Source organism: Ruegeria sp. HKCCA4812 (genome assembly GCF_013034245.1).
In the GTDB taxonomy this organism is placed as follows: domain Bacteria; phylum Pseudomonadota; class Alphaproteobacteria; order Rhodobacterales; family Rhodobacteraceae; genus Ruegeria.
On sequence record NZ_WQFQ01000001.1, the window covers coordinates 1,209,688 to 1,231,058 of the forward strand.

At 58.8% G+C, this 21,371-nt stretch carries 20 protein-coding genes; 7 read left to right on the top strand and 13 right to left on the bottom strand.

Annotated features, from left to right (window positions below; genetic code table 11):
* Nucleotides 1-2: 2 nt before the first annotated feature.
* Nucleotides 3-650 (bottom strand): GntR family transcriptional regulator, encoded by a 648-nt coding sequence (locus GOW04_RS06035; RefSeq protein WP_152457632.1) that lies wholly within the window; start codon nucleotides 648-650, stop codon nucleotides 3-5.
* A gap of 100 nt (nucleotides 651-750) precedes the next feature.
* Here GOW04_RS06035 and GOW04_RS06040 point away from each other — a divergent pair, with 100 nt between their 5' ends.
* The 3 genes from GOW04_RS06040 to GOW04_RS06050 all read left to right on the top strand — a co-directional run bounded on the left by GOW04_RS06040 (nucleotide 751) and on the right by GOW04_RS06050 (nucleotide 3,000).
* Nucleotides 751-1,395, top strand: coding sequence for a pyrimidine 5'-nucleotidase (locus GOW04_RS06040; protein WP_171231848.1), 645 nt, complete (start codon nucleotides 751-753; stop codon nucleotides 1,393-1,395).
* An 85-nt stretch (nucleotides 1,396-1,480) separates the two neighbouring features.
* Nucleotides 1,481-1,729 carry a hypothetical protein gene (locus tag GOW04_RS06045; protein WP_171231849.1) on the top strand — a complete coding sequence of 83 codons (249 nt, stop codon included), beginning with the start codon at nucleotides 1,481-1,483 and terminating at the stop codon, nucleotides 1,727-1,729.
* 74 nt (nucleotides 1,730-1,803) lie between these two features.
* Entirely contained in the window at nucleotides 1,804-3,000 is a 1,197-nt protein-coding gene (locus GOW04_RS06050) for a UbiH/UbiF family hydroxylase (RefSeq protein ID WP_171231850.1), read from the top strand.
* Nucleotides 3,001-3,012: 12 nt separating this feature from the next.
* Here GOW04_RS06050 and GOW04_RS06055 read toward each other — a convergent pair whose 3' ends face one another.
* Nucleotides 3,013-4,140 carry an aminotransferase class V-fold PLP-dependent enzyme gene (locus tag GOW04_RS06055; RefSeq protein WP_171231851.1) on the bottom strand — a complete coding sequence of 376 codons (1,128 nt, stop codon included), beginning with the start codon at nucleotides 4,138-4,140 and terminating at the stop codon, nucleotides 3,013-3,015.
* A gap of 229 nt (nucleotides 4,141-4,369) precedes the next feature.
* Between GOW04_RS06055 and GOW04_RS06060 the strand changes: the two genes are divergently transcribed.
* Complete coding sequence (locus tag GOW04_RS06060; protein WP_254705361.1) at nucleotides 4,370-5,071, top strand: GntR family transcriptional regulator; 702 nt, start codon at nucleotides 4,370-4,372, stop codon at nucleotides 5,069-5,071.
* Between the two features lie 6 nt (nucleotides 5,072-5,077).
* Here GOW04_RS06060 and GOW04_RS06065 read toward each other — a convergent pair whose 3' ends face one another.
* Together GOW04_RS06065 and GOW04_RS06070 are read right to left on the bottom strand one after the other, a co-directional pair.
* Nucleotides 5,078-5,536 carry an Lrp/AsnC family transcriptional regulator gene (locus GOW04_RS06065; protein ID WP_171206860.1) on the bottom strand — a complete coding sequence of 153 codons (459 nt, stop codon included), beginning with the start codon at nucleotides 5,534-5,536 and terminating at the stop codon, nucleotides 5,078-5,080.
* On the bottom strand, nucleotides 5,533-5,988 hold the full coding sequence (locus GOW04_RS06070) for an Lrp/AsnC family transcriptional regulator (protein WP_152457625.1): 456 nt from the start codon (nucleotides 5,986-5,988) through the stop codon (nucleotides 5,533-5,535). Before GOW04_RS06070 ends, GOW04_RS06065 begins: the two co-directional genes overlap by 4 nt.
* 131 nt (nucleotides 5,989-6,119) lie before the next feature.
* Here GOW04_RS06070 and ilvC point away from each other — a divergent pair, with 131 nt between their 5' ends.
* Both ilvC and GOW04_RS06080 read left to right on the top strand, forming a co-directional pair.
* Nucleotides 6,120-7,142 (top strand): ketol-acid reductoisomerase, encoded by a 1,023-nt coding sequence (ilvC, locus tag GOW04_RS06075; protein ID WP_171231852.1) that lies wholly within the window; start codon nucleotides 6,120-6,122, stop codon nucleotides 7,140-7,142.
* 132 nt (nucleotides 7,143-7,274) lie between these two features.
* The gene (locus GOW04_RS06080; protein ID WP_171231853.1) at nucleotides 7,275-8,177 is read left to right on the top strand and encodes a DMT family transporter; all 903 of its coding nucleotides are present in this window, start codon (nucleotides 7,275-7,277) and stop codon (nucleotides 8,175-8,177) included.
* On the opposite strand, the gene glmM is transcribed toward GOW04_RS06080, so the two are convergent.
* The 9 genes from glmM to GOW04_RS06125 all read right to left on the bottom strand — a co-directional run bounded on the left by glmM (nucleotide 8,174) and on the right by GOW04_RS06125 (nucleotide 20,660).
* A complete protein-coding gene (gene glmM, locus GOW04_RS06085) occupies nucleotides 8,174-9,517 on the bottom strand; it encodes a phosphoglucosamine mutase (protein WP_171231854.1) in 1,344 nt (447 codons plus the stop codon). The two genes, GOW04_RS06080 and glmM, sit on opposite strands and share 4 nt — an antisense overlap.
* A 33-nt stretch (nucleotides 9,518-9,550) precedes the next feature.
* The gene (gene folP, locus GOW04_RS06090) at nucleotides 9,551-10,549 is read right to left on the bottom strand and encodes a dihydropteroate synthase (protein WP_171231855.1); all 999 of its coding nucleotides are present in this window, start codon (nucleotides 10,547-10,549) and stop codon (nucleotides 9,551-9,553) included.
* Nucleotides 10,546-11,466 (bottom strand): dihydroneopterin aldolase, encoded by a 921-nt coding sequence (locus GOW04_RS06095; protein WP_152457620.1) that lies wholly within the window; start codon nucleotides 11,464-11,466, stop codon nucleotides 10,546-10,548. The genes folP and GOW04_RS06095 overlap by 4 nt, the downstream gene beginning before the upstream one ends.
* A gap of 101 nt (nucleotides 11,467-11,567) precedes the next feature.
* Nucleotides 11,568-12,944, bottom strand: coding sequence for a multicopper oxidase family protein (locus GOW04_RS06100; protein WP_171231856.1), 1,377 nt, complete (start codon nucleotides 12,942-12,944; stop codon nucleotides 11,568-11,570).
* A 73-nt stretch (nucleotides 12,945-13,017) separates the two neighbouring features.
* Nucleotides 13,018-13,659: a cell wall hydrolase gene (locus tag GOW04_RS06105; protein ID WP_171231857.1), complete on the bottom strand. Its 642-nt coding sequence runs from the start codon at nucleotides 13,657-13,659 to the stop codon at nucleotides 13,018-13,020.
* Nucleotides 13,660-13,846: 187 nt separating this feature from the next.
* Nucleotides 13,847-16,387, bottom strand: a complete 2,541-nt coding sequence (locus GOW04_RS06110; RefSeq protein ID WP_171119583.1) for a pyruvate, phosphate dikinase — start codon at nucleotides 16,385-16,387, stop codon at nucleotides 13,847-13,849.
* Nucleotides 16,388-16,476: 89 nt separating this feature from the next.
* On the bottom strand, nucleotides 16,477-18,912 hold the full coding sequence (gene glyS, locus GOW04_RS06115; RefSeq protein ID WP_171231858.1) for a glycine--tRNA ligase subunit beta: 2,436 nt from the start codon (nucleotides 18,910-18,912) through the stop codon (nucleotides 16,477-16,479).
* 9 nt (nucleotides 18,913-18,921) lie between these two features.
* Nucleotides 18,922-20,130, bottom strand: coding sequence for a sodium/glutamate symporter (gene gltS / locus GOW04_RS06120; protein ID WP_171231859.1), 1,209 nt, complete (start codon nucleotides 20,128-20,130; stop codon nucleotides 18,922-18,924).
* An 8-nt stretch (nucleotides 20,131-20,138) separates the two neighbouring features.
* A complete protein-coding gene (locus tag GOW04_RS06125; RefSeq protein WP_171119580.1) occupies nucleotides 20,139-20,660 on the bottom strand; it encodes a DUF6446 family protein in 522 nt (173 codons plus the stop codon).
* 78 nt (nucleotides 20,661-20,738) lie between these two features.
* Between GOW04_RS06125 and GOW04_RS06130 the strand changes: the two genes are divergently transcribed.
* Complete coding sequence (locus GOW04_RS06130; RefSeq protein WP_171206867.1) at nucleotides 20,739-21,371, top strand: MarC family protein; 633 nt, start codon at nucleotides 20,739-20,741, stop codon at nucleotides 21,369-21,371.

Sequence of the window (21,371 nt, forward strand, 5' to 3'; positions counted from 1 at the left end):
GTTCATTTGTCGCGACGACTGGCATCCTGTTTCAGACGTGTCATGAAGGCGACCGAAATATGTTCCTTCAACGCCTGCCCCGCAGCCTCTTCGTCTCGGGCTGCGATGGCATCGACGATTCCCTTATGCTCACTTTGCGCAATCTCGCCACGACCCTGAACAGCCAGCGAAGTGGTCGCCATCAAAGCCATGGTCCGGTGAACCAGATCAAGCTGCTGAACCAGATAGCGATTGTGTGACGCCAGATGAATCTGTTCGTGAAACCGTCGGTTGGCGCGCGACAAGGCCGTTGGGTCATCGATCAGCTTGTCATCTTCGACCACCATGTCCTGAAGAACCTTGATTTCTTCTTCGGTGGCGTGTTTTGCGGCCAGACGCGCAGCCAGCCCTTCAAGTTCCCGGCGTACGATGTAAAGCTCGGCCATCTGGTTGTGATCCAGGGATGCGACGATCAACGACCGCCCGTCCCGTTCCAGCAGAGACTGGGTTTCCAACCGTTGCAACGCTTCGCGGATCGGGGTGCGTGACACTCCGAAACGCTCTGCCAGTTCGCTTTCGACCAACCGATCACCGGGCTTGTAGACGCCCACGTCGATGGCTTCCAGGATAAGGCTGTAGGCGTCCTTGGTCGGGGATCGGGTCTGGCTCATGGGATCGTTGGTCTCCTCGTTCGGACATGTCTAGCCGTGACAGGGGGCGGCGATCAAGTACAGCATTGAAAACCGCCCGACTGCGCCCTAAACCCAAGCTATGGTCAAACCTTCGTTTAGTCATGTCACACAATGGGTGTTCGATCTGGACAACACCCTGTACCCACCGCATATGCGGCTGTTCGATCAGATAGAAGTTCTGATGACGGATTATGTGGTGCAAGCCATCGGTGTTGACCGGGCCGAAGCCGACCGGCTGCGCGCGCATTACTGGCGGCAATACGGGACGACGCTGGCCGGGTTGATGGCCGAACATGATCTGGACCCCGACCCTTACCTGCACGCGGTACATCAGGTTGACATGAGCCACATGGACCCGGATGCGGAACTGGCCGATCACATCCGCGCCCTTCCCGGCCGGCGGATCGTCTACACCAACGGCAGCGCGCCCTATGCGGAACGGGTCCTCGAGGCGCGCGGCCTGACAGGCCTGTTCGACGCGATTTACGGTGTTGAACATGCAGGGTACCGGCCAAAACCCGAAAAAGCTGCATTCGAAACGATCTTTGAAAAAGACGGCCTTCAGACCGAAATGGCGGCCATGTTCGAAGATGAACCACGCAATCTCGCGGCCCCACACGAGATGGGAATGCGCACGGTTCATGTTTCTCCCGACCCGCATGAAGCCGATCACATCCACCATCACACGGACGATCTGACCGCGTTCCTGGCGCGCCTGCGATAGGCTGTCACAGTGCGACGATCTGCACGTTCTGCACACGCATCTGCGTCCTTATATGCGCTGCAGCGACGAACAGATGGAGACCCCGATGAGCGCGATTGACATGCCGCTGCGCCTGCCGATCTGGCAGCGCCTTTTCTTTGCAATTCCCGTCTTTGGATGGCTGGCGCGCGAGGCGGTCAACGCCAAGGCAGAAGACTTGTATTACACCGCCGCTGCGATTTTCAGCATGTGGGGCTGTTCCATCATGTTGTTCGGCCTTCCCGGCCTCTACATCCCTGCCCTTATGATGGTGCCGCTGATGTTTCTGATCCTCATCCTGATTTCACGGGGCTGAAATACGGGACAGGATGTCACTTGGCACTCGGGGCAGATCCGAACTAGGTTCTGCCCAGAATGATGAGAGGCGCCATGTCCGACAGCTGTGACATCCTGATTTCCGGTGGCGGGATCGCCGGTCTGACCGCCGCGGCGGTATTTGGAACGGCAGGTTTTGAAGTGATCTGCGTTGATCCGAGCCCTCCAATCACCGAGCGGGACGTGGACGGGTCAGATCTGCGCACCACGGCTTTTTTGCAGCCTGCGCGCGGCCTGCTGGAACAATGCGGTCTGTGGGCAAGGCTGGATGCACAGGCGGCCCCGTTGCAAGTCATGCGGATCGTTGATGCCGGGGGTGATTTGCCCGAGCCACGCGTCGTTCGCGACTTCAACGCGGCCGACATCTCCGAACAACCTTTCGGCTGGAACCTGCCCAACTGGCTGTTGCGCCGTGAAATGGTGGCGCGACTGGCCGAGTTGCCGAATGTCGATTTCCGCCCCGGCACCGCGACCACCAGCCTGTTCACCCGAACCGCCGAAGCCCGCGTGAGCCTGAGTGATGGCAGCCGCGTCCGGTGCAAGCTTGTGCTTGCTGCCGATGGTCGCAACTCGCCGATGCGCGAAGCAGCCGGCATCAAGGTGCACACAACACGATATGGGCAGAAGGCGCTGGCATTTGCGGTGACGCACCCCATTCCACACGAGAATGTCTCGACCGAGATTCACAGATCCGGGGGGCCGTTCACGCTGGTGCCTCTGCCGGACTGGAACGGGCAGCCCTCGTCCGCCATCGTCTGGATGGAACGCGGACCGAAGGCCGTTGAACTCCTTAACCTGGAACCCGAGGCTTTCGAGGCCGCCATGACCTCTCGGTCCTGCGGGTTGTTCGGCCCGCTGAAATTGGCATCCCGCAGAACGATCTGGCCCATCATCAGCCAATCGGCTGAACGGCTGGCGGGTGAACGCATCGCGCTGATGGCCGAGGCGGCGCATGTGGTGCCTCCCATCGGGGCACAAGGATTGAACATGTCTCTGGGCGACCTGCGTTGCCTGCTGGATTTGGCACAGGCCCGGCCCGAAGGTCTGGGAGACGAGCAGATGCTGGGTGCCTATCACAAGGCCCGTCACACCGAGATCGAGATGCGCGTCAAAGGCATTGATCTGCTGAACCGCGCCTCGATGATTGAGACGCGGCCGCTGCGAGATGCACGGGCGATGGGGCTGAGCGCGCTCTATTCCCTGCCACCAGTGCGCAAGACTTTGATGCAGATGGGCCTTGGCGTTCGCTAAGGCCCGGTCCGCTTACAGAACCTGATCCAGCACCCGTTTCAAACGCGCGATGGTGCCGTCCACGTCGTACAGCTTGTCGAGCCCGAACAGACCCAACCGGAACGTGCTGAACCCTTCGGGCTCATCACATTGCAACGGAACACCCGCGGCAATCTGCATGCCAAGTGCCGCAAATTTCTTGCCGTTCTGGATTTCGGGATCCGAGGTGTAGCTGACCACAACTCCGGGCGCGCCGAAACCGTCGGCCGCAACCGAAACGACACCCTTGTCCTTCAGCATCGATCGCACACCGTCACCCAGCGCCCACTGCGCCGCACGCAACTTTTCGAACCCGTATTCACGAGTCTCTGCCATGGTGTCGCGGAAGGCCAGCAACGCATCGGTCGGCATCGTGGCGTGGTAGGCGTGGCCGCCGTTTTCATAGGCTTGCATGATCTGCCGCCATTTCTTCAGATCAAGGGCGAAACTGTCGGAACTGGTCTGCTCCAGACGTGCCTCTCCGCGTTCAGACAACATAACCAGACCGGCACATGGCGAGGCGCTCCACCCTTTCTGCGGCGCCGAGATCAGAACATCGACACCGGTGGCTTTCATGTCCACCCAGGCGCAACCCGACGCTATACAATCCAACACCATCAACGCACCCACCTCATGCGCCGCGCTTGCCAGCGCGGTCACATAGTCATCCGGCAGAATGACCCCCGCAGACGTTTCGACATGCGGAGCAAAAACAACACCGGGCTTTTGTTCGCGAATCGCGGCGACGACCTCTTCGATCGGAGCAGGCGCAAAAGGCGATGGGCTGGAATTGCCAGTCTCGCGCGCCTTCATGACCGTGGTCGAGTTTGTCAGAGACCCGCTTTCAATGATCTGGCTCCACCGGTACGAGAACCATCCATTGCGAACCACCAGCACATCTGCGCCGCGCGCGAACTGTCGGGCGACCGCTTCCATGGCATAGGTTCCACCGCCGGGAATAACGGCGACGCCATCTGCGTTGTACACGCCCTTCAACATATCCGAAATGTCGCGCATCACCTGCTGAAACTTCTGCGACATATGGTTCAGCGAGCGGTCGGTAAATACGACCGAGAATTCTTCGAGCCCGTTCGGGTCAACGGTTTCCAGCAAGCCTGGCATCGCGCATCCTTTCCAAAGCGTTTTCGAAGTCTTGTCCGCTTTGTCAGTTCGGGTAAAGCCCTTTCGCGGCAAAATTTGACCCAACGTAAAGCTTAACAAACACTTAATTTTTTTCGCTTAAATTCGTGAAAGCACGAAAATGACGCCAACCAGTGTCACTTCCCCTTTACACTTCTACTTGCTTCTGAACAGATGCGCACACTTTATACTTGAAGGGATAGATTCACCCGTGACGATACAAAAGCGGATCAGCTTCCAGTTCGTTCGAGACGAAGTAAAACGACGCATTGAAAGCCGTGTCTGGCCACAAGGATCGCTTTTGCCGACGGAGACCCAGCTGGCAGAGGAGTTCAATTGCGCCCGGGCCACTGTGAACAGAGCCTTGAGAGAACTGGCCGACCAGGGCTTTGTCGAGCGCAAACGCAAGAGCGGCACACGTGTCAAGAAAGAGCCCAGCAAACACGCCAAACTCGAATTGTCACTGGCGCGGCAAGTGGTCGAAAGCCAGAATGCAAACTATCGTTATGCGCTTGTTGAAAGGAATGTCGTCACCAGCCCAGGATGGCTTTCCTCGCAGATCAACGTGGCACCGGATGCGCGTGTTCTACATGTAATCTGTATGCACTATGCGGACAATCGGCCCTTTCAGATGGAAGAACGATGGATCAACATCGAGGCCGTACCTGATGTGGAGGACGCGGACCTGTTCGAACAGGGGCCACATGAATGGCTGTTGACGGCCGCACCTTTCACCGATGCTGAGGTCGCTTTCTGTGCCATTTCCGCAGATGCGCGACTGGCAGAATTCATGGGCACCACGGCGGGAACATCCATGATTCAAATGGAGCGCACCACCTGGAAAGAAGACAGGCCGCTTACCTTTGCGCGTATGACGCATCATCCGGGCTATTGCATCCGCACCAAGTACTGACTCTGTTCAGCCGATGGGACCGGGCAGACGTTCTTCGCTCAGCAGAACGTTGGCCTCGACGTCGCCTGCACCTGGCAGAGTCATGATCCGGCGCCGCAAAACACGTTCGAAATCGGCCAGGTCCCGGGCCACGACACGCAGTCGATAATCATACAGCCCCAGCACGTGCTCGACGGTCTGCACCTCGGGAACGGCACTGACAGCGCGCTCAAAATCTTCAAGGCTGACTTGGCCCTTGCGCCCCAGCTTGATGCCCAGAAAGACTGTCACACCGAATCCCAGCGCCTCGGCATTCAGACGCAGCCGACGGCCCTTGATTATTCCTGCGTCTTCCAGCCGGCGAATGCGACGCCAGGTGGCGGGTTGGGATAACCCGAACCTGCGCCCCAATGCTCCGGCACTTTGCGTGGCATCCTGTTGCAGCGCGCGAAGAAGACGGCGATCAATCTCATCCAGCTCGATCATACCGGCAGCACCTCGTCCCGCTTGACCCGCGCGATGTGCATAAGGGCTTCGATATCAGCAATATGCGGCAGGGTCAGAATCCGGTCGCGATAAAGCTGCTGATAGTGCTTCATATCTCTTGCAATGACGGAAAGACGAACATCGACACGACCCAGAAAGGTCTGGATTTCGATCACCTCTGCCACTTCACGCGCCGCCTGCGTGAAATCGTCGAAAGCTCGGGCCTGCGTCTTGTCGAGCGTGATCCGAAGCGAAACCTCGACGGCATATCCCATCGCGGCCCAGTCTATCACGGCCTCCTGACCTTCGATGATCCCTGCGGCCTGCATCTTTTCGATTCGCCGCCAGCAGACGCCCGCGCTGATCCGGCAAAGATCGGCCAGTTCCGCTGTTGTCAGGCTCGGGTCTGCTTGAAAGTGGCGCAGAATGCGCCGATCAATATCATCAAGCATGATTTTTTCACATTCTCCGATTAGCGCGAATTATTCTTCATCTTTTTCGCAAATACTCAAGCCCAACCCTATCGCCATTGCGCGAACGGGCAGATACAACCGCCGCAATCAAACCAGAAAGGACCGGCGAAATGCGCGTCTATTACGATCGCGATTGCGATATCAACCTGATCAAAGACAAGAAAGTGGCTATCCTGGGCTATGGGTCGCAAGGTCACGCGCACGCGCTGAACCTGCGCGATTCAGGCGCAAAGAACCTGGTCATCGCCCTGCGCGAAGGTTCGCCTTCGGCCAAGAAAGCCGAAGCAGAGGGCCTGGAAGTCATGGGCATCGCCGAGGCGGCCGCCTGGTGTGACGTGATCATGTTCACCATGCCCGACGAGCTTCAGGCCGAGACCTACAAAAAATACGTCCACGACAACATCAAGCCGGGCGCGGCCATCGCCTTTGCCCACGGCCTGAACGTCCATTTCGGCCTGATCGAGCCGAAAGAAGGCGTCGATGTCATCATGATGGCCCCCAAGGGCCCCGGCCACACTGTGCGCGGCGAATACACCAAAGGCGGCGGCGTACCCTGCCTGGTCGCTGTCCACAACGATGCAACCGGCAAGGCGCTGGAAATCGGCCTGTCCTACTGCTCGGCCATCGGTGGCGGGCGCTCGGGCATCATTGAAACCAACTTCCGTGAAGAATGTGAAACCGACCTGTTCGGCGAACAGGCCGTTCTGTGCGGTGGTCTGGTCGAACTGATCCGCTGCGGCTTTGAAACTCTGGTCGAAGCCGGTTACGCCCCTGAAATGGCCTATTTCGAGTGCCTGCACGAAGTGAAGCTGATCGTTGACCTGATCTATGAAGGCGGCATTGCCAACATGGATTACTCGATCTCGAACACCGCCGAGTACGGCCAGTACGTCACCGGTCCGCGCATCCTGAAATACGACGAAACCAAAGCGCGTATGAAAGAAGTACTGAACGACATCCAGCAGGGTAAATTCGTTCGTGATTTCATGCTGGAAAACGCTGTTGGCCAGCCGACCATCAAAGCGTCGCGCCGTGCCAATGACGAGCATATGATCGAAGAAACCGGTGCCAATCTGCGCGGCATGATGCCGTGGATATCGGCCGGAAAGATGGTCGACAAAGAAAAGAACTAAGTAGGGCGGAAGCCTGTCACAGGGCGGCCCATGTGGCCGCCCTTTTCGTTTGAACAAAGGTCCGGCAAGGCACATAAACAGCCGGTCAGGTTTAATTTTTTGGCGCACCCGCGCGTTCCGACAGGACAATCAATGGTTCAACAGCCGACAAAACAGGACTGGAGCGGCGTCTTCACGCTGGGCCTGATCTGGGGCGCGACTTTCATGGTCGTTGCCATGGCGCTTGAAGGGTATGGCCCAATCACCGTTGCCACCTCACGAACCACGCTGGGCGCAGTTACCCTGTTGCTGATGATGAGGGCGACCGGTCGCAAGCTGCCGGTTCTGACGCCGGCGCTGAGTGTTTCGATTGTCCTTATTGGCGTGCTGTCCACTGCCGTGCCATTCATGTTGCTGAGTTGGGGGCAGCAATTTGTGCCATCTGCTTTTGCAGGGCTGTCTATGGCTGCCATCCCGCTGATGGTGCTGCCGCTGGCGCATTTCTTCTCGGATGAGCCACTGAACCTGCGCCGATTTCTGGGGGTGTGCCTTGGCTTTTCCGGGGCCCTGGTTTTGATCGGACCCGGCCTTGCACAATTGGGCCAGGGGGCAGAACCCGTCGCGCAACTGGCCTGCATCACGGCGGCGCTGTGTTACGCAAGTTCATCCGTGCTGACGCGACGCTGCCCGCCGGTTGACCCTTTGGTGCTGGCTGCCCTGACACTGGTTGTCGGCGCCGCGCTTCTTCTGCCCATAATGCTGCTCACCGAGGGGCTGCCGACCTGGCAAGGCCCACGCCCGACAATCGCCCTGATCGTTCTGGGTTTGCTGCCAACCGCGTTTGCCACCCTTTTGCGTGTTTCGATCACCCGCAGCGCCGGGTCGGTTTTCCTGACATTGGTGAATTACCAGGTGCCGATCTGGTCGATGGTGTTCGGCGCATGGATCCTGTCCGAGGCCCTGCCCCTGCGCTTTTTCATCGCTCTGGCCCTGATCCTGACCGGCATGGCCATCAGTCAATGGTTCAGCCTGCGAAAGGTTTTGTTCGGGAATTAGCTTGTGGCGGCTTCGACCTCTGCCACGATGCTGTCGACAACTTGGGTCAGCAACCCATCGTCTTCGCATTCAGCCATCACGCGGATCAGAGGCTCGGTCCCGGATTTGCGGATCAACAACCGGCCCTGCCCGTTCAACCGCGCCTCGGCATCGGCGATGGCCGCCTGAACACTTTGAACCTCCAACGGTGTTTGATCGCTGGAATAGCGCACATTCTTCAGCAACTGCGGAACGGTTTCGAACTGCTTGGACAGATCAGATGCCTTGCGCCCCGACAGAACCATTTCCGCCAGAAAATGCAGCCCGGCCATCAACCCATCACCGGTGGTGGCGTAATCGCTCATCACGATATGGCCGGACTGTTCCCCACCAAGGTTGAACCCACCTTCACGCATCCGTTCGACCACGTAGCGATCACCGACGGCCGTTCGCTCCAGACGCAAACCCTGCGCTGTCAGATGGCGTTCCAGGCCCAGGTTGGACATGACGGTCGCAACCAGGGCGCCACCCTTCAACTGGCCCGATTTCTTCCATGCCGTCGCCAGCAAAGCCATAAGCTGATCGCCGTCAGCCACCTGGCCGGTTTCGTCGACCACAACCACCCTGTCCGCGTCGCCGTCCAGACATATGCCCACGTCGGCGCCATGCGCGACAACGGTTTCTGCGGCCAGTTGTGGCTTGGTCGATCCGCAGTTGAGATTGATGTTCTTGCCGTTGGGCGCGATTCCCACGGGGATCACTTCTGCGCCCAGCTCCCACAGAACCTCTGGCGCGGTGCGGTGGGCTGCGCCGTTCGCACAATCGATCACCACCTTCAAACCATCCAGACTGACGTTCCGCGGCAACGACGACTTCACACGTTCGCCATAGCGAAACCGTGCGTCATCAACCCGGCGCGCCCGGCCGATATTCTGCGCCTGGGCGGGTCCGACGCCTTCGTCGATCAGCCTTTCGATCTCGACCTCGGCCTGATCGGACAGTTTATAGCCGTCCGGCCCAAAGAACTTGATTCCGTTGTCTTCGGCAGGGTTGTGGCTGGCCGAGATCATGACGCCCAGATCAGCCCGCATGGACCGCGTCATGAGGCCAACGGCGGGCGTCGGAACGGGCCCCAGCAGCAGCACGTTCATTCCAGTGGACGTCAAACCGGCCGTCAGCGCGTTTTCCAGCATATAGCCGGACAAACGCGTATCCTTGCCGATGACAACCCGGTGCACCCCTGTCGCGTCCCGTCGGAAATACCGCCCGACAGCGGCCCCGATACGCAACGCCATCTCTGCCGTCATCGGATGCGTGTTGGCGGTGCCCCGCACCCCGTCGGTTCCGAACAGCTTGCGCATAGGTGTCACTCCGTGATTTGCCGTGCGACCGGATTACCGGACAGCAGCCCATAGGCGCAAGGCCTGAGAGGTCTCGGCCACGTCATGAACGCGGATGATCTGCACGCCCTGAGACAATCCCGCCAGAGCCACCGCGATTGATCCCGGCGCGCGGGCAGTTTTGCAAGGCTCTTTTCCGATGGTACCAATAAAGCCCTTGCGCGACACGCCCAACAGGATCGGGCAGCCCAAGCCGTGGAACAGGCTGAGATTGCGCAGAAGGGTCAGGTTGTGATCCTCGGTCTTCCCAAACCCGATCCCGGGATCCACAACGATCTGATCGCGGCTTAGGCCAAGACGTTCCAGCAACGCGATCTGACCTTCGAGAAAATCGTAAACATCCAGCAATACATTGTCGTATTGCGGATTGATCTGCATCGTCGCCGGGTCACCCTGCATGTGCATGACACAGACAGGCACACCCTGCGCGGCACAGAACGGTGCCAATGCCGGATCGAAGGTGAAGCCCGAGACGTCGTTGACCAACCCCGCCCCGGCCGCGCAGGCTGCCTTGGCGACATCGACCTTTCGTGTATCGATGGAAATCAAAGCGCCTGTTTCCGACCGGATCGCTTCGATCAACGGGCGGGTTCGCGCGATCTCTTCCCCGGCCGGGACAAAATCCGCACCCGGACGGGTGGACTCTCCGCCGATATCCAGAATCGTGGCACCATGCGCCACCATATTCACCGCAGCCACGCGAGCAGCATCTACCGAGCTGTGAACACCGCCATCCGAGAAACTGTCCGGCGTGGCATTCAGAATCCCCATGATATGAGGCAGCTGCATATCAAGGCCCGTCACGTCAGCCCGCAGTTGGCTCAAACGGCTCAGGTAATCTGGCGGAACGTCCGAGGCCGCGACGATTTCGGGTTCGAACCCGCGCCGCAGCGCTTCGACATGGGTGAACCAAAGGGGTTGGCCCGCCAGCGGCACAGCGCCTGTGGGACGGGTCGCTCCATGCTGTACCAGTGGTCTGAAATAGGTTCTCACAGCTGGGCCTGATCCACCGCAACAGCGCGCAAGGGCGTTTTGGGTTCCGTCGGCAATGCGCCGCCGATCACCATCATTTCGCTCGCTTCAAAGGTCGCCGCGAACCATGCAGCCAGTGCCACGGCATCCGACGGGGCGGCAGACGGGCCGTCAACGGCATCCAGAACGATCTTGGATGGGGCCCAGACACAGATCTGGCCATTCTTCATCGCCCAATCCAATTCGGTCCGCGTTGAGACCACCACACAGCGATGGTCCCGTGCCGCCAGAACCCAGGCATTCTGTTCAATTGCCAACAAGTCAATTCGGCGTTGCGTCATCGCATGACCCGTTTGCGGAGCGGCCAGGTCGGACGCCCCGACACACAGGATCAGCGGGCGCTGGCGGTTCTCCAACTGATCGATCCAACCCTTCAGGTTTTCCGAGGCGATGGCGTCATTCGACAGGAAGACAAGGCGGGGATGCGGGCGTTCTTCTTCGGCCACCTCATGATGGACCGAGTCTTTTCCGCGCACGATCTCAACCCCCAACGCACCCGGGCCCCGATCCAGTTTTTCGATGCGAACAAAGACTCTTACAGCCTGAGGTTCAAGCAGGATGCGTTCCGCAACGCGTTCGGCCAATGTCTCAAGCAGGTTCAGGCGCTCGGCTGCCAGCTCATAGGCGATGGATTCCGTTACGCGGTCATATGAAAGGATGCGATCCACATCATCATCAATCGGGTCCGTCAGAGGCCGGACTTCGACCACGATGTTGAAGCAGATCCGCTGGGTTGTTCCCCGCTCGGCCTGGAAGGCGCCAATTTCGACTTCGACGATATGGTCGCGCAACGAGATACGATCCAACGGCCCCCGAGGAGACGTCGCCTCGGACCGTTCGGACGGGTGTGCGAATGCCAGACGGATTTCAGAACTCATGGGTCAGGCCTTTTCGGGCTCGTTGCATAGTTTGCCTACTATAGGCGTCGCGAGGGCCTATAGCATTCAAACAAGCGCCATTCCAACCGCCGAATGCGGCGTCACGAGACCCGAAACCAGCTCATCATCCCCGAAGCAGCATGCCCAAGCATATGACAATGCAGCAACCAGTTGCCGGGATTGTCCGCGACCAATGCGATTTGGCGCGCCTGTCCCCGCCCGACCAGAACGGTATCACGCCAGGGGCCCAGAGAGCCATCGTCCATGATCAGCCGGAAGTGATGCCCGTGCAGATGCATTGCGTGCGGAAATGCGGTTTCATTCACGAACTCGATCCTGTGCAAACTACCGACGGCCGCATCCAGAAACGGATCTTCGGGGCGCTCGGCGTAACCGTTCAGTGCCCAGAATTTGCCCAACTGCGCCAGCTCGCGGCCTGACAGTTCCGTTTCACCCAGCCGGGCGCTTTCCAGCCAGCGCATTGCACCACCTTGCAGAACCATCCGGTGCGTTCTGGCATGTTGAAGATTCCCGATCTCAGGCAAAGGGTTAGGCGGCAATGCTGACACGCCCTGCCTGTGCGCCTCGGCAGCGTTTCCACCGACCTCGAACCGTGCCAGCCCAAAGGAACCATCTCTTTCGACGCTGACCAGGCTTGCCGTTTCGCCCTCGGTGACGACATCCACAATCAGATCCGCACGCTGCGCAGGTGCTAGCGGGAAAGAGCCCGACAGCCGCAGCGGTGTTTCCACGGGCATTCCATCCAAGGCGACGATCCACCCCGAAAGACCATCAAGATCCAGATCAAATATCCGGGCATTGGACGCGTTGACCAATCGAAGTCGCAGTCGCTCGTTTCTGCGTACCGCAAACGCGGGATCGAATGATCCGTTGACGGTCAGGATGTTCCCAATCCGACCTGCATGGCTCAGATCATGGCCATTGTCGAAATCATCCGTTATCTGCGCGGTCTCAGGGTTCAACCGCCAATCATCCAACATCAGCACCAGATCCTGATCGACATCCGGTGCCGTGGCCTCTGCAACGATCAGCGGCCCGTAAAGCCCGCGGGCAACTTGTTCCATCGACTGGTTGTGCGCGTGGTACCAATAGGTGCCTGCATCCGGGGCAACGAAGTCATAGTCAAAAGTGCCGCCCGGTTCGACAACATCCTGCGTCAGGCCGGGCACACCATCCATGGCGTTATCGATGCGTATTCCGTGCCAATGCACCGATGTGGGTTGGGGAAGGTCATTCACCAGCTTGCGCTGAACGCTTGCGCCCTGATCGACCTTTATGATCGTACCGGGGACTGTGTCACCGTAACTCCAGACCGTCGTGTCAGGAAACCCATCGGGCGCAACGCGCTGTCGGCTCAGACGCGCCTTGAGGGGCGGATAACCGGCGGCCCCGGCCGCGACCGGCACAATGGTGACTGCGGCGGCTGTTTTCAGAATGTGTCGTCGGGTGAAAAGCATTACGGGCCTCCTGGCCCGCAATATAGACTGCAACCTGCCGCGCGCCACCAAGCTTCCAGCGCGGGTGCGTCAATCAGTTGCTCGCTGTCCGATAGTTGTGGCGGTAGAAAATGTGCACACCGATCCGCGCGGTCTGTTTATAGACCCGCGACCAAGATGGCCGAACCGCCGTCGTGTGGTAGTGGGTCGCCCCTTCGGTCAGCTCTTGGCCGATACCATCAATGGCGGCCCGAGCGACCTTGGACACGCGCTCATACGCTTTCTTCTCGTGGATGACCTCTTTGCGACCGTCACATGTATAGGTGAACTGGCACTGGTATTTCTTGCCGGTGCCCTGGCGGATCACACCACACAGTGAGCTTGGAAAGCGGCTGCTTTTGACCCGGTTCAGAATGACCTCGGCCACCGCAAACTGACCACGCACGCTTTCGCCACGCGCTTCGAAGTACAGCGCCTCGGAAAGGCACTTCCAGTTTTCGTCACCGGTCGCCTTGGGCTGTTGGTCAAGCCAGTCCTTGGAGTATGTTACTTCAACAGGTTTGGCCGACTTGCGCGGTTGGAACAGTTTGAAATAGTCGCGAAAGCTTTGCGCCGGCAATTCGCTGCGGGCGACAAGTTCTTTCTTTGCAGTATCAATTGCTTCCCTCTCGGCGAAGGACGCACTCGGCAGCACGGTTGCCGCCATTGTGGCAACAGCCATTATGTAACGTAGCATCAGATAACCTCGCACAGGCACTTCACGCGCCATACCCTCCCCCGGCGGGCGCGACGAGGCATCTAACGCAATCGAGCGCAAAGGTCCAGTCTTTCGGAAAATGCAAGTGGAATCTTGCCCGCAGCGAAGATAAATTTCGCCTGCGAGTGTTCTGATAACCCACTAATCCTTGGGTTTTCAGCCCCTGTCAACCCCCAAGTCTGGAGGAAATCGCCAGTTGAGCGGCAGCCAGCCGAGCGACAGGAACCCGGAACGGCGAACACGAAACATAGTCGAACCCCAAATCCCTGCAAATGGCGATTGATTCGGGGTTTCCGCCGTGCTCTCCGCAAACCGAAAGGGTTACATCCGGTTTCGCGGCTCGTCCCCGCTCGGCTCCCAGCTTCAGCAATTCCCCGACCCCATCCGGATCAAGAACGTGAAACGGATCTTCGCCGAAGACACCCTGGCGAACATAGGCGGACATGAACCGGCCGGCATCGTCGCGGGACAGACCATAGGTCATCTGCGTCAGGTCATTGGTACCGAAACTCATGAACGCGGTCTGCGGGGCGATCTCTTCCGCGCGCAGACAGGCACGCGGGGTTTCAACCATCACACCCAGCCGATATTCAAACTCCTGCCCTCGTTCTGACGCGACCGCGGCCGCCACCGAATCGATGCGGGACTTGACCAGTTCGACCTCTCGTTTGGCAGAGACCAGCGGGATCATCACTTCGGGCACGACCGGGGCGCCGTTCTTTCTGGCATCAAGCGTGGCTTCGAAGATCGCGCGCGCTTGCATGTCATAAATTTCCGGCACCGTTACGCCCAGACGAACGCCGCGCAAACCCAGCATCGGGTTGTATTCAGTCATCGCATTGACCCGGCGTTCGACATCGGAAACCGGCAAATCCAGAGCCTCGGCCAATTCCCGTTGACCGCTGCGCGTGGTGGGCAGGAACTCGTGCAAAGGCGGGTCGAACAGGCGAATGCAGACAGGCTGCCCTTCCATGATTCTGAACAGTTGAACAAAGTCTTCGCGTTGCATCGGAAGCAAACGTTCCAGCACGGCCGCCCTGCCCGAAGACGTTTGCGCAAAAATCATCTCGCGCATCACGATCAGGCGACCGGGTTCAAAGAACATATGTTCCGTCCGGCACAGGCCGATCCCCTGAGCCTGAAAATTGCGCGCCGTCTGCGCATCGGCCGGCGTGTCGGCATTGGCGCGGATGTCAATATCACGCTCGGCATCGGCCCAGGCCATCAATGTCTGAAAACAATCATCCAACGCGGCCTCAAGCATGGCTGGCTGCCCTGCCAGCACCTGACCGGAACTGCCATCGATTGTCAGAATATCACCGGTTTTGAAAACACGGCCATCGGGCGCGGTCAGCATCTTCTTTTTGGTCTGGAACCGCATGTCTGAGGCACCAACGATACACGGCAGGCCAAGTCCACGACCAATCACGGCGGCGTGGCTGGTCATGCCGCCCTTTTCCGTCAGAACCGCCACGGCGGCATGCATCCCGCGCACATCCTCGGGCGAGGTTTCGCGGCGGACCAGAACGCATGCTTCTCCACGCGCGGCACTGGCCTGCGCTTCTGCCGACGTAAACACGATCTTTCCGGTTGAGGCGCCCGGGCTGGCACCGATGGCCGTTGTCAGAACATCACGCCGCGCTTCCGGATGGACCTGCCGGTGCAAAAGTTCATTCAACGCATGGGGGTCCACACGCATCACCGCCTCTTGCGGCGGTATGATCCCGTCTTCAGCCAGACGAACGGCGATCCGCATCGCTGCGCGCGACGTTCTCTGAACCCGGACGCCATCCAGAATGTGCACTTTGCCGTTTTGAATGACGAACTCGACCTGCATTTCTTCGCGCAGTTTTTCGCGCATCAGCGCGGCTTGTTCTTTCAACTCGGCAAAGGCTTTGGGCGCGACTTCTTCAAGCGACGGTCCTCGCGGGTCTTTTTCAAGAAACAGCGCGGCCACATCTTCGCCCAGCGCATCCCGGCCCTGGCTCTGGCTCAGGTAGCGCCCCGTGATCTGCGGCATTCCGGTGGTCGAGTCGACCAATTGAAGCACGCCTGATCCGCACTCACCCTGCCCGACGCCCGGGATCATCTCTTGAATGACAAGCCCAAGACCGGCATCTGCCGGGGCCCCCTTGGCCTGCCGCAGCAGCCGGGCGGATGTCCCGTCCCATGCGCGGGCCATCGAGCGTAAAACCCCGATCAACTGCTCACCCCGATCCTGCGGGAAGGCCTCGTCCGTTTCATCTTCGTAGGCGCGCAGGGAATGGCGCAGGCCTTCGCTGCCATCCATGTCGATGTCATCAAACACATCCGCGTCCAGCCGCGCCACGTGGATCGCATAGCTTTGAACGAACCTGAGATACAGCGCAGCGGCGGCCTCTGCCCCCATGGTATCGGACAGGTCCACATAGCGTGCATCATTCATGCCAATGTTCAGAACCGCACCGGGCCCACCCCAATCGGGATCTTCAGAACTTGGTCGGACGCACAGCAAGGTCGTGGGATCGAATTGCTCAAGGATCGCGTCAAGGTTCGGAACGTCGCCTTCCGCAATCTGATGGACCGCATCAAACGACAAGGCGACGGTCCGGGGCACCGGCAGGTCCAGTCGGACCAGCCGTTGCAGACACTTGGCCCGCCCGCCATGGGTATGGGCCGTGACCGGAGCATCGGATGTAATGAGCGTGGTATGCGGATTATTCTGCACTGCAGCACCTTTTGATTTGCGTGCAGCATAAGCGCTTGCGCCCTTCGTGCAAGGGCGTTGTGGGCACGCATCACTGCGTGCCCGAGGTTTTAACCTTCGATCCGCGACAGATCGGCCACGCTGGAACAAACCTGCCTGATCTGACTGAGCAGGTTCAACCGGTTACGACGGATCACGTCATTGTCGGTGTTGACCTGTACGTCCTCAAAGAACGCATCCACCGGCCCGCGCAGCCCGGCCATCGCCGCCATTGCAGTTGGGAAGTCTTCGGATTTCAGGGCCACGTCGATTTGCGTCTGCGCCCCATCCAAAGCCGCGAAAAGCGCCTTCTCGCTGTCGGTCTCGGCGAATTTCACATCTGCACCGTAAGAGTATTCCACGCCGTCCTTTTCCTCGGCCTGGGTCAGGATGTTGTTGGCCCGCTTGAACCCCTGCACGAGGTTCTCGCCATCTTCAGTCGCGATCACTGCATTCAGGGCGCGGGCGCGTTTGACCAGCAGGTTGAGGTCGTCATTCCCCTCCATCGCGATGCAGGCGTCGATGATGTCGTGGCGGATGCCCTCGTCGCGGAGGAAGACCTTGAGGCGGTCGTGGAAGAAGGAGAGGAGGTTAGACGCTATCCGTTCAGATGCATTCTTCCATACCGGCCAATAGCCTTCCATTGAGGCGAGGCTTTTAAGTGGTCTGGAATCATCGTCATCGGAGAAGCCCCATGCCGCGATCAAATGATCCGCCGACTCTGCGCATGCCAACAAATTGTCCAAAGCGTCTTTGGCAGCTTTATTTTTGGCTTCATCTTCGTCAAAAATTTCATACTCGAGGCCGCAAAGCTTCACTTCAATCAACCCGACTTCCTCATCGGTGAGCTTGCTTTCTACAAAAATTTGACTGAACGGCGGATCTTGCCAAGGAGTTTGGAGCGTTTCCCCCTCTTGAGGGTCGGCATACTTGATTAGCTTTCTGAAGAATGCAGGTTCTTGGTCACCGAGCGAACACAGCAACGCCAAGTAAGAAAATGGTAAGTTGTTCAACAAACTGAACTTCAAATCATTCTCCAAAACCAACCGAATAACCCCCAGCGCAGCACGACGCAGCGCAAACGGGTCTTTCGAACCCGTCGGCTTCTCGCCAATCGCCCAGAACCCGGTCAGCGTGTCCAGCTTGTCGGCCAGTGCAACGGTCACCGAGAGCGGCGCGGTAGGCACGTCGTCCGACGGACCAAGCGGCGAGTAATGCTCCTGCGCCACGGCGGCCACGGCGGCGTCTTCGCCTGCGGCTTCGATGTAATACCGCCCCATAAGCCCCTGAAGTTCGGGGAATTCATAGACCATCTCGGAACTCAGATCGGCCTTGGCCAGGCGCGCGGCTTTCTCGGCCTGATCCGGGTCGGCGCCCGTCACCGGGGCCAGTTCGCGGGCCAGCGCGGCGATGCGCTCGATCCGCTGGGCCTGGGTGCCCAGCTTGTTGTGGAATGTCACGTTCTCCAGCGCGCGGGTCCATTGGGTGATGTCCGCTTTGGCAATGCGCAGGTCGTTCTCCCAGAAGAACTTGGCATCGGCCAGACGTGCCGACAGCACCTTTTGGTTCCCCGCCAGAATGGTTGCGCCGTTGTCGGCGGTTTCGCGGTTGGCGACGGTGATGAACCGTTCGATCCGACCTGTCTTAGGGTTCTTTACCGAAAAGAACTTCTGATGCTCTTTCATCGAGGTCTGCAACACTTCGGGCGGCAGTTCCAGAAACTCATCATCGATTATCCCCATCAACACCACAGGCCATTCCACCAGCCCGGCAACCTCGGCCAACAGTCCCTTGTCTTCGACGATTTCCAGACCGGCGGCAAAAGCCATGTTCTGCGCATCATTCCAGATGTGTTCGGCACGTTCATCCTGTGACAGCAAAACGAATGCGCGTTTTAGCTTGGCGGCATAGTCCTCGAAAGACGTAACCGAGAACCGGTTGGGGGCCATGAAACGATGACCGGCCGTGGTGTCACCGGAGCGGATGCCATCGACCTGCATCGGAACAACCTGCGCCCCTGATTCATCCGACAAGATGCACAGAATGGAATGCAACGGACGCACCCACCGCAGACTGCCACTGCCCCAACGCATGGATTTGGGCCATGGGAAATTGCGAATGGTGGCTTCCAGCACTTCGGCAATGATCTCGGCGGCCGGGCGGCCCGGTTTCTCGATGGTGGCGAAATAGACAGCGCCCTTGGGTGTCTCACGCTCTTCCAGTTGGTCGCGGGTCAGGCCCGCGCCGCGCAGGAAACCTTCGATCGCCTTGTCCGGCGCGCCGACCTTGGGCCCTTTGCGCTCTTCCCGGATTGTCGGGCTTTGCGCCAGCAGACCTTCCACCGCCAGTGTCAGGCGGCGCGGTGTGGTCAGTGCGGCCGCGTTTGAATAGGTCAAACCGGCCTCGACCAGACCATCGGTAATCCGCTTTTTCAGATCCTCACCGGCACGGGTTTGCATCCGCGCAGGAATTTCTTCGGAAAACAGTTCGATCAGCAGGTCGGGCATAGTCGGTCCTTAGAAGTTCACAATCGTCTGAATGACGATGGCATTGGCGATATCCACAAAGAAGGCGGATACAAGGGGCAGCACGATAAAGGCAATAGGCGACGGCCCATATCGCTTGGTTACTGCCGTCATATTTGCAATCGCCGTGGGTGTGGCGCCCAGGGCAAAGCCTCCGAAGCCCGCTGCCAGCACCGCTCCGCGATAATTCGAGCCCATCAGGGGAAACAGTACCCAAATCACAAAGACGACCGTAAACACCGTTTGCGCCGTCATGATCACGGCAATTGCCACACCCAGTTCCGCGATGGTCCACAACTGCAAGCTCATCAGTGACATTGCCAGAAAGGCACCAAGAGCAAATTCAGACAGCAATGCCAGCGACGGTGTACGCGCAACCGGCGGCGCGGACGGAGCGATGGCCGCCCGGACATTCGAAATCACGATGCCCATGATCAGACAGGGCACAAACAGCGGCAGCTTCAGCCCCGCGGCCGAAATCGCCTCGCCCAGCGCATATCCCAGAATGATGGCAAGGTTCAGATGCAGCAGCACGCGCATAATGGACATATGGTCAATTTCGGTGGCCACGGTCGTTTTTTCCGGCAGTCCGACCGTGTGTTCTTCGTCAGGTCGGTTCGGCGAAAGGTCTCGTGTTTCCACCAGAAGACGTGCAATAGGACCACCTACCAGTGCTGCAAGCACCAGACCAAGCGTTGCCACAGCAACGCCAAGTTCGGTTGCACCGTCCAGACCCGTTGCGCTGGCAACTTCGGGTGCCCATGCGATTGCGGTTCCGTGTCCTCCAATCAACGCGGCCGAACCGAACAGAACGCCAGCTTGCGCAGGATAGCCAAACAAGTAAGCCCCTGCCGCGCCGATAACGTTCTGCGCAACAATCGTGACAAGCGTCAAAATCAGAAGGATCAACAAAGGCTTACCACCGGCAATCAAGTCAGAAAGCCGCGCGTTTAGTCCGATCCCGGCAAAGAACAGAACCAGCAGAGCGTCCCGGGTCTGCAACTCGAATGACAGTTCTACATTGGCAAAGAGATACAGAAGCAAAACCACGAGCGAAGCCAAAAGGCCGCCCGTGACCGGTTCAGGAATATTGAACTGCCTCAGAACTGCGACTTTGCCGTTGATCCGGGCACCCAACAAATACACCGCAAACCCCAGAGTTGCAGTAATGAAGTCCGGGATCAAAACGGCGTCAGCCATGGTTTTCCTCAGTTTTCAGGGCGTTTCGGGCACTCCTCACCCACCACCGTACCGTCATAGGCTTTTTCACCGCAGTTGTTCAACGCGTGCCAGACATATCCCTTGCCATCCCTGGTAATCGCCACGATCCGGTCGACGCCGAAATGGATGTTCTTCTCACTCAAAAACGCCTGCGCCTGCCCCGATTTCAGCGCATCGCCCAGCGAAACGGCGTCGTAACAGTCAAACCAACCCGGCGCGGTCAAGGGTTCTGGGTTTTCAACAGCAATAAACCCGGCCATCTGATCCGGCTTCAGATCCGTTTCAAAACAGCCACGGTAGCGGATCGGAGAACTGTCCGCATCGATCGCCTGAAAGTCTGAATAGGTGATTGGGACAGGCGCATCACCTTGGTCCGTCATCAGGACCACGTCCTGGCCGGGCTGCGGTTCGACCTCATAGTAGAAACCGTAAATCTGCAAATAATACATTCCGGCCCCGGCCACCAAGGCCGACAACAACAGAACAATTGCCAGCAGTTTTCCCGTCATGTTTCAGGCTGCCTCTTTCAAGTTCTTGTAAAATAGGACAGGTTTCGTCCGGGTACAGGCATCAATGAGGTCAACACCATGGAATCCACGCTTGCTGTCGGTTTTTTCGGCGCATTGTTTGCCATCATGAACCCGGTTTCCAACCTGCCTGTGTTTCTGAGCGTCACTCAGGACCTGCCTGCCGCCGACCAGCGCAAGATTGCGGTGAAGACGGTGATCTATTGCCTGATCCTTGGCGGTGCCTTTGCGCTGGTCGGAAGTCAGGCGCTTGGCCTTTTTGGCATCAGCGTCAATCACCTGCGCGTCGCCGGCGGCCTGGTCGTCATGATGATCGGCCTCAACATGCTGAACGGAAACGAAAGCACCTCTCATCATGGAACAAAAGGAGAGAAGGAAGCTTACCCCGAAACCGATACGGTGGCCTTTTACCCGCTGGCCTTTCCCATTCTTGTGGGCCCCGGCACAATAACCACCCTGATCCTGTACGCACATCAGGTTAAAACCACGGTCGAGGCTTTTGTTTTTATGGGAGTATTTCTTGTCGTGGTCGGTCTGCTTCTGATCACGTTCTGGAACGCCGCCTGGCTGGCTGAACGCCTGTCCAGCAACGCGCGCGTGATCATGAGCCGCTTCATGGGTATGATCCTTGCCGCCATTGCCGTCAGCATGATCGCAGACGGGCTCAAGGCGCTTTTGCCCGGGCTGGCCTGA

What these genes read in the sequence shown, in the direction of transcription:
- GOW04_RS06035 (WP_152457632.1), bottom strand. Translation starts at nt 650, where the DNA reads ATGAGCCAGACCCGATCCCCGACCAAGGACGCCTACAGCCTTATCCTG.
- GOW04_RS06040 (WP_171231848.1), top strand. Translation starts at nt 751, where the DNA reads ATGGTCAAACCTTCGTTTAGTCATGTCACACAATGGGTGTTCGATCTG.
- GOW04_RS06045 (WP_171231849.1), top strand. Translation starts at nt 1,481, where the DNA reads ATGAGCGCGATTGACATGCCGCTGCGCCTGCCGATCTGGCAGCGCCTT.
- GOW04_RS06050 (WP_171231850.1), top strand. Translation starts at nt 1,804, where the DNA reads ATGTCCGACAGCTGTGACATCCTGATTTCCGGTGGCGGGATCGCCGGT.
- GOW04_RS06055 (WP_171231851.1), bottom strand. Translation starts at nt 4,140, where the DNA reads ATGCCAGGCTTGCTGGAAACCGTTGACCCGAACGGGCTCGAAGAATTC.
- GOW04_RS06065 (WP_171206860.1), bottom strand. Translation starts at nt 5,536, where the DNA reads ATGATCGAGCTGGATGAGATTGATCGCCGTCTTCTTCGCGCGCTGCAA.
- GOW04_RS06070 (WP_152457625.1), bottom strand. Translation starts at nt 5,988, where the DNA reads ATGCTTGATGATATTGATCGGCGCATTCTGCGCCACTTTCAAGCAGAC.
- ilvC (WP_171231852.1), top strand. Translation starts at nt 6,120, where the DNA reads ATGCGCGTCTATTACGATCGCGATTGCGATATCAACCTGATCAAAGAC.
- GOW04_RS06080 (WP_171231853.1), top strand. Translation starts at nt 7,275, where the DNA reads ATGGTTCAACAGCCGACAAAACAGGACTGGAGCGGCGTCTTCACGCTG.
- glmM (WP_171231854.1), bottom strand. Translation starts at nt 9,517, where the DNA reads ATGCGCAAGCTGTTCGGAACCGACGGGGTGCGGGGCACCGCCAACACG.
- GOW04_RS06095 (WP_152457620.1), bottom strand. Translation starts at nt 11,466, where the DNA reads ATGAGTTCTGAAATCCGTCTGGCATTCGCACACCCGTCCGAACGGTCC.
- GOW04_RS06100 (WP_171231856.1), bottom strand. Translation starts at nt 12,944, where the DNA reads ATGCTTTTCACCCGACGACACATTCTGAAAACAGCCGCCGCAGTCACC.
- GOW04_RS06105 (WP_171231857.1), bottom strand. Translation starts at nt 13,659, where the DNA reads ATGCTACGTTACATAATGGCTGTTGCCACAATGGCGGCAACCGTGCTG.
- glyS (WP_171231858.1), bottom strand. Translation starts at nt 18,912, where the DNA reads ATGCCCGACCTGCTGATCGAACTGTTTTCCGAAGAAATTCCTGCGCGG.
- gltS (WP_171231859.1), bottom strand. Translation starts at nt 20,130, where the DNA reads ATGGCTGACGCCGTTTTGATCCCGGACTTCATTACTGCAACTCTGGGG.
- GOW04_RS06125 (WP_171119580.1), bottom strand. Translation starts at nt 20,660, where the DNA reads ATGACGGGAAAACTGCTGGCAATTGTTCTGTTGTTGTCGGCCTTGGTG.
- GOW04_RS06130 (WP_171206867.1), top strand. Translation starts at nt 20,739, where the DNA reads ATGGAATCCACGCTTGCTGTCGGTTTTTTCGGCGCATTGTTTGCCATC.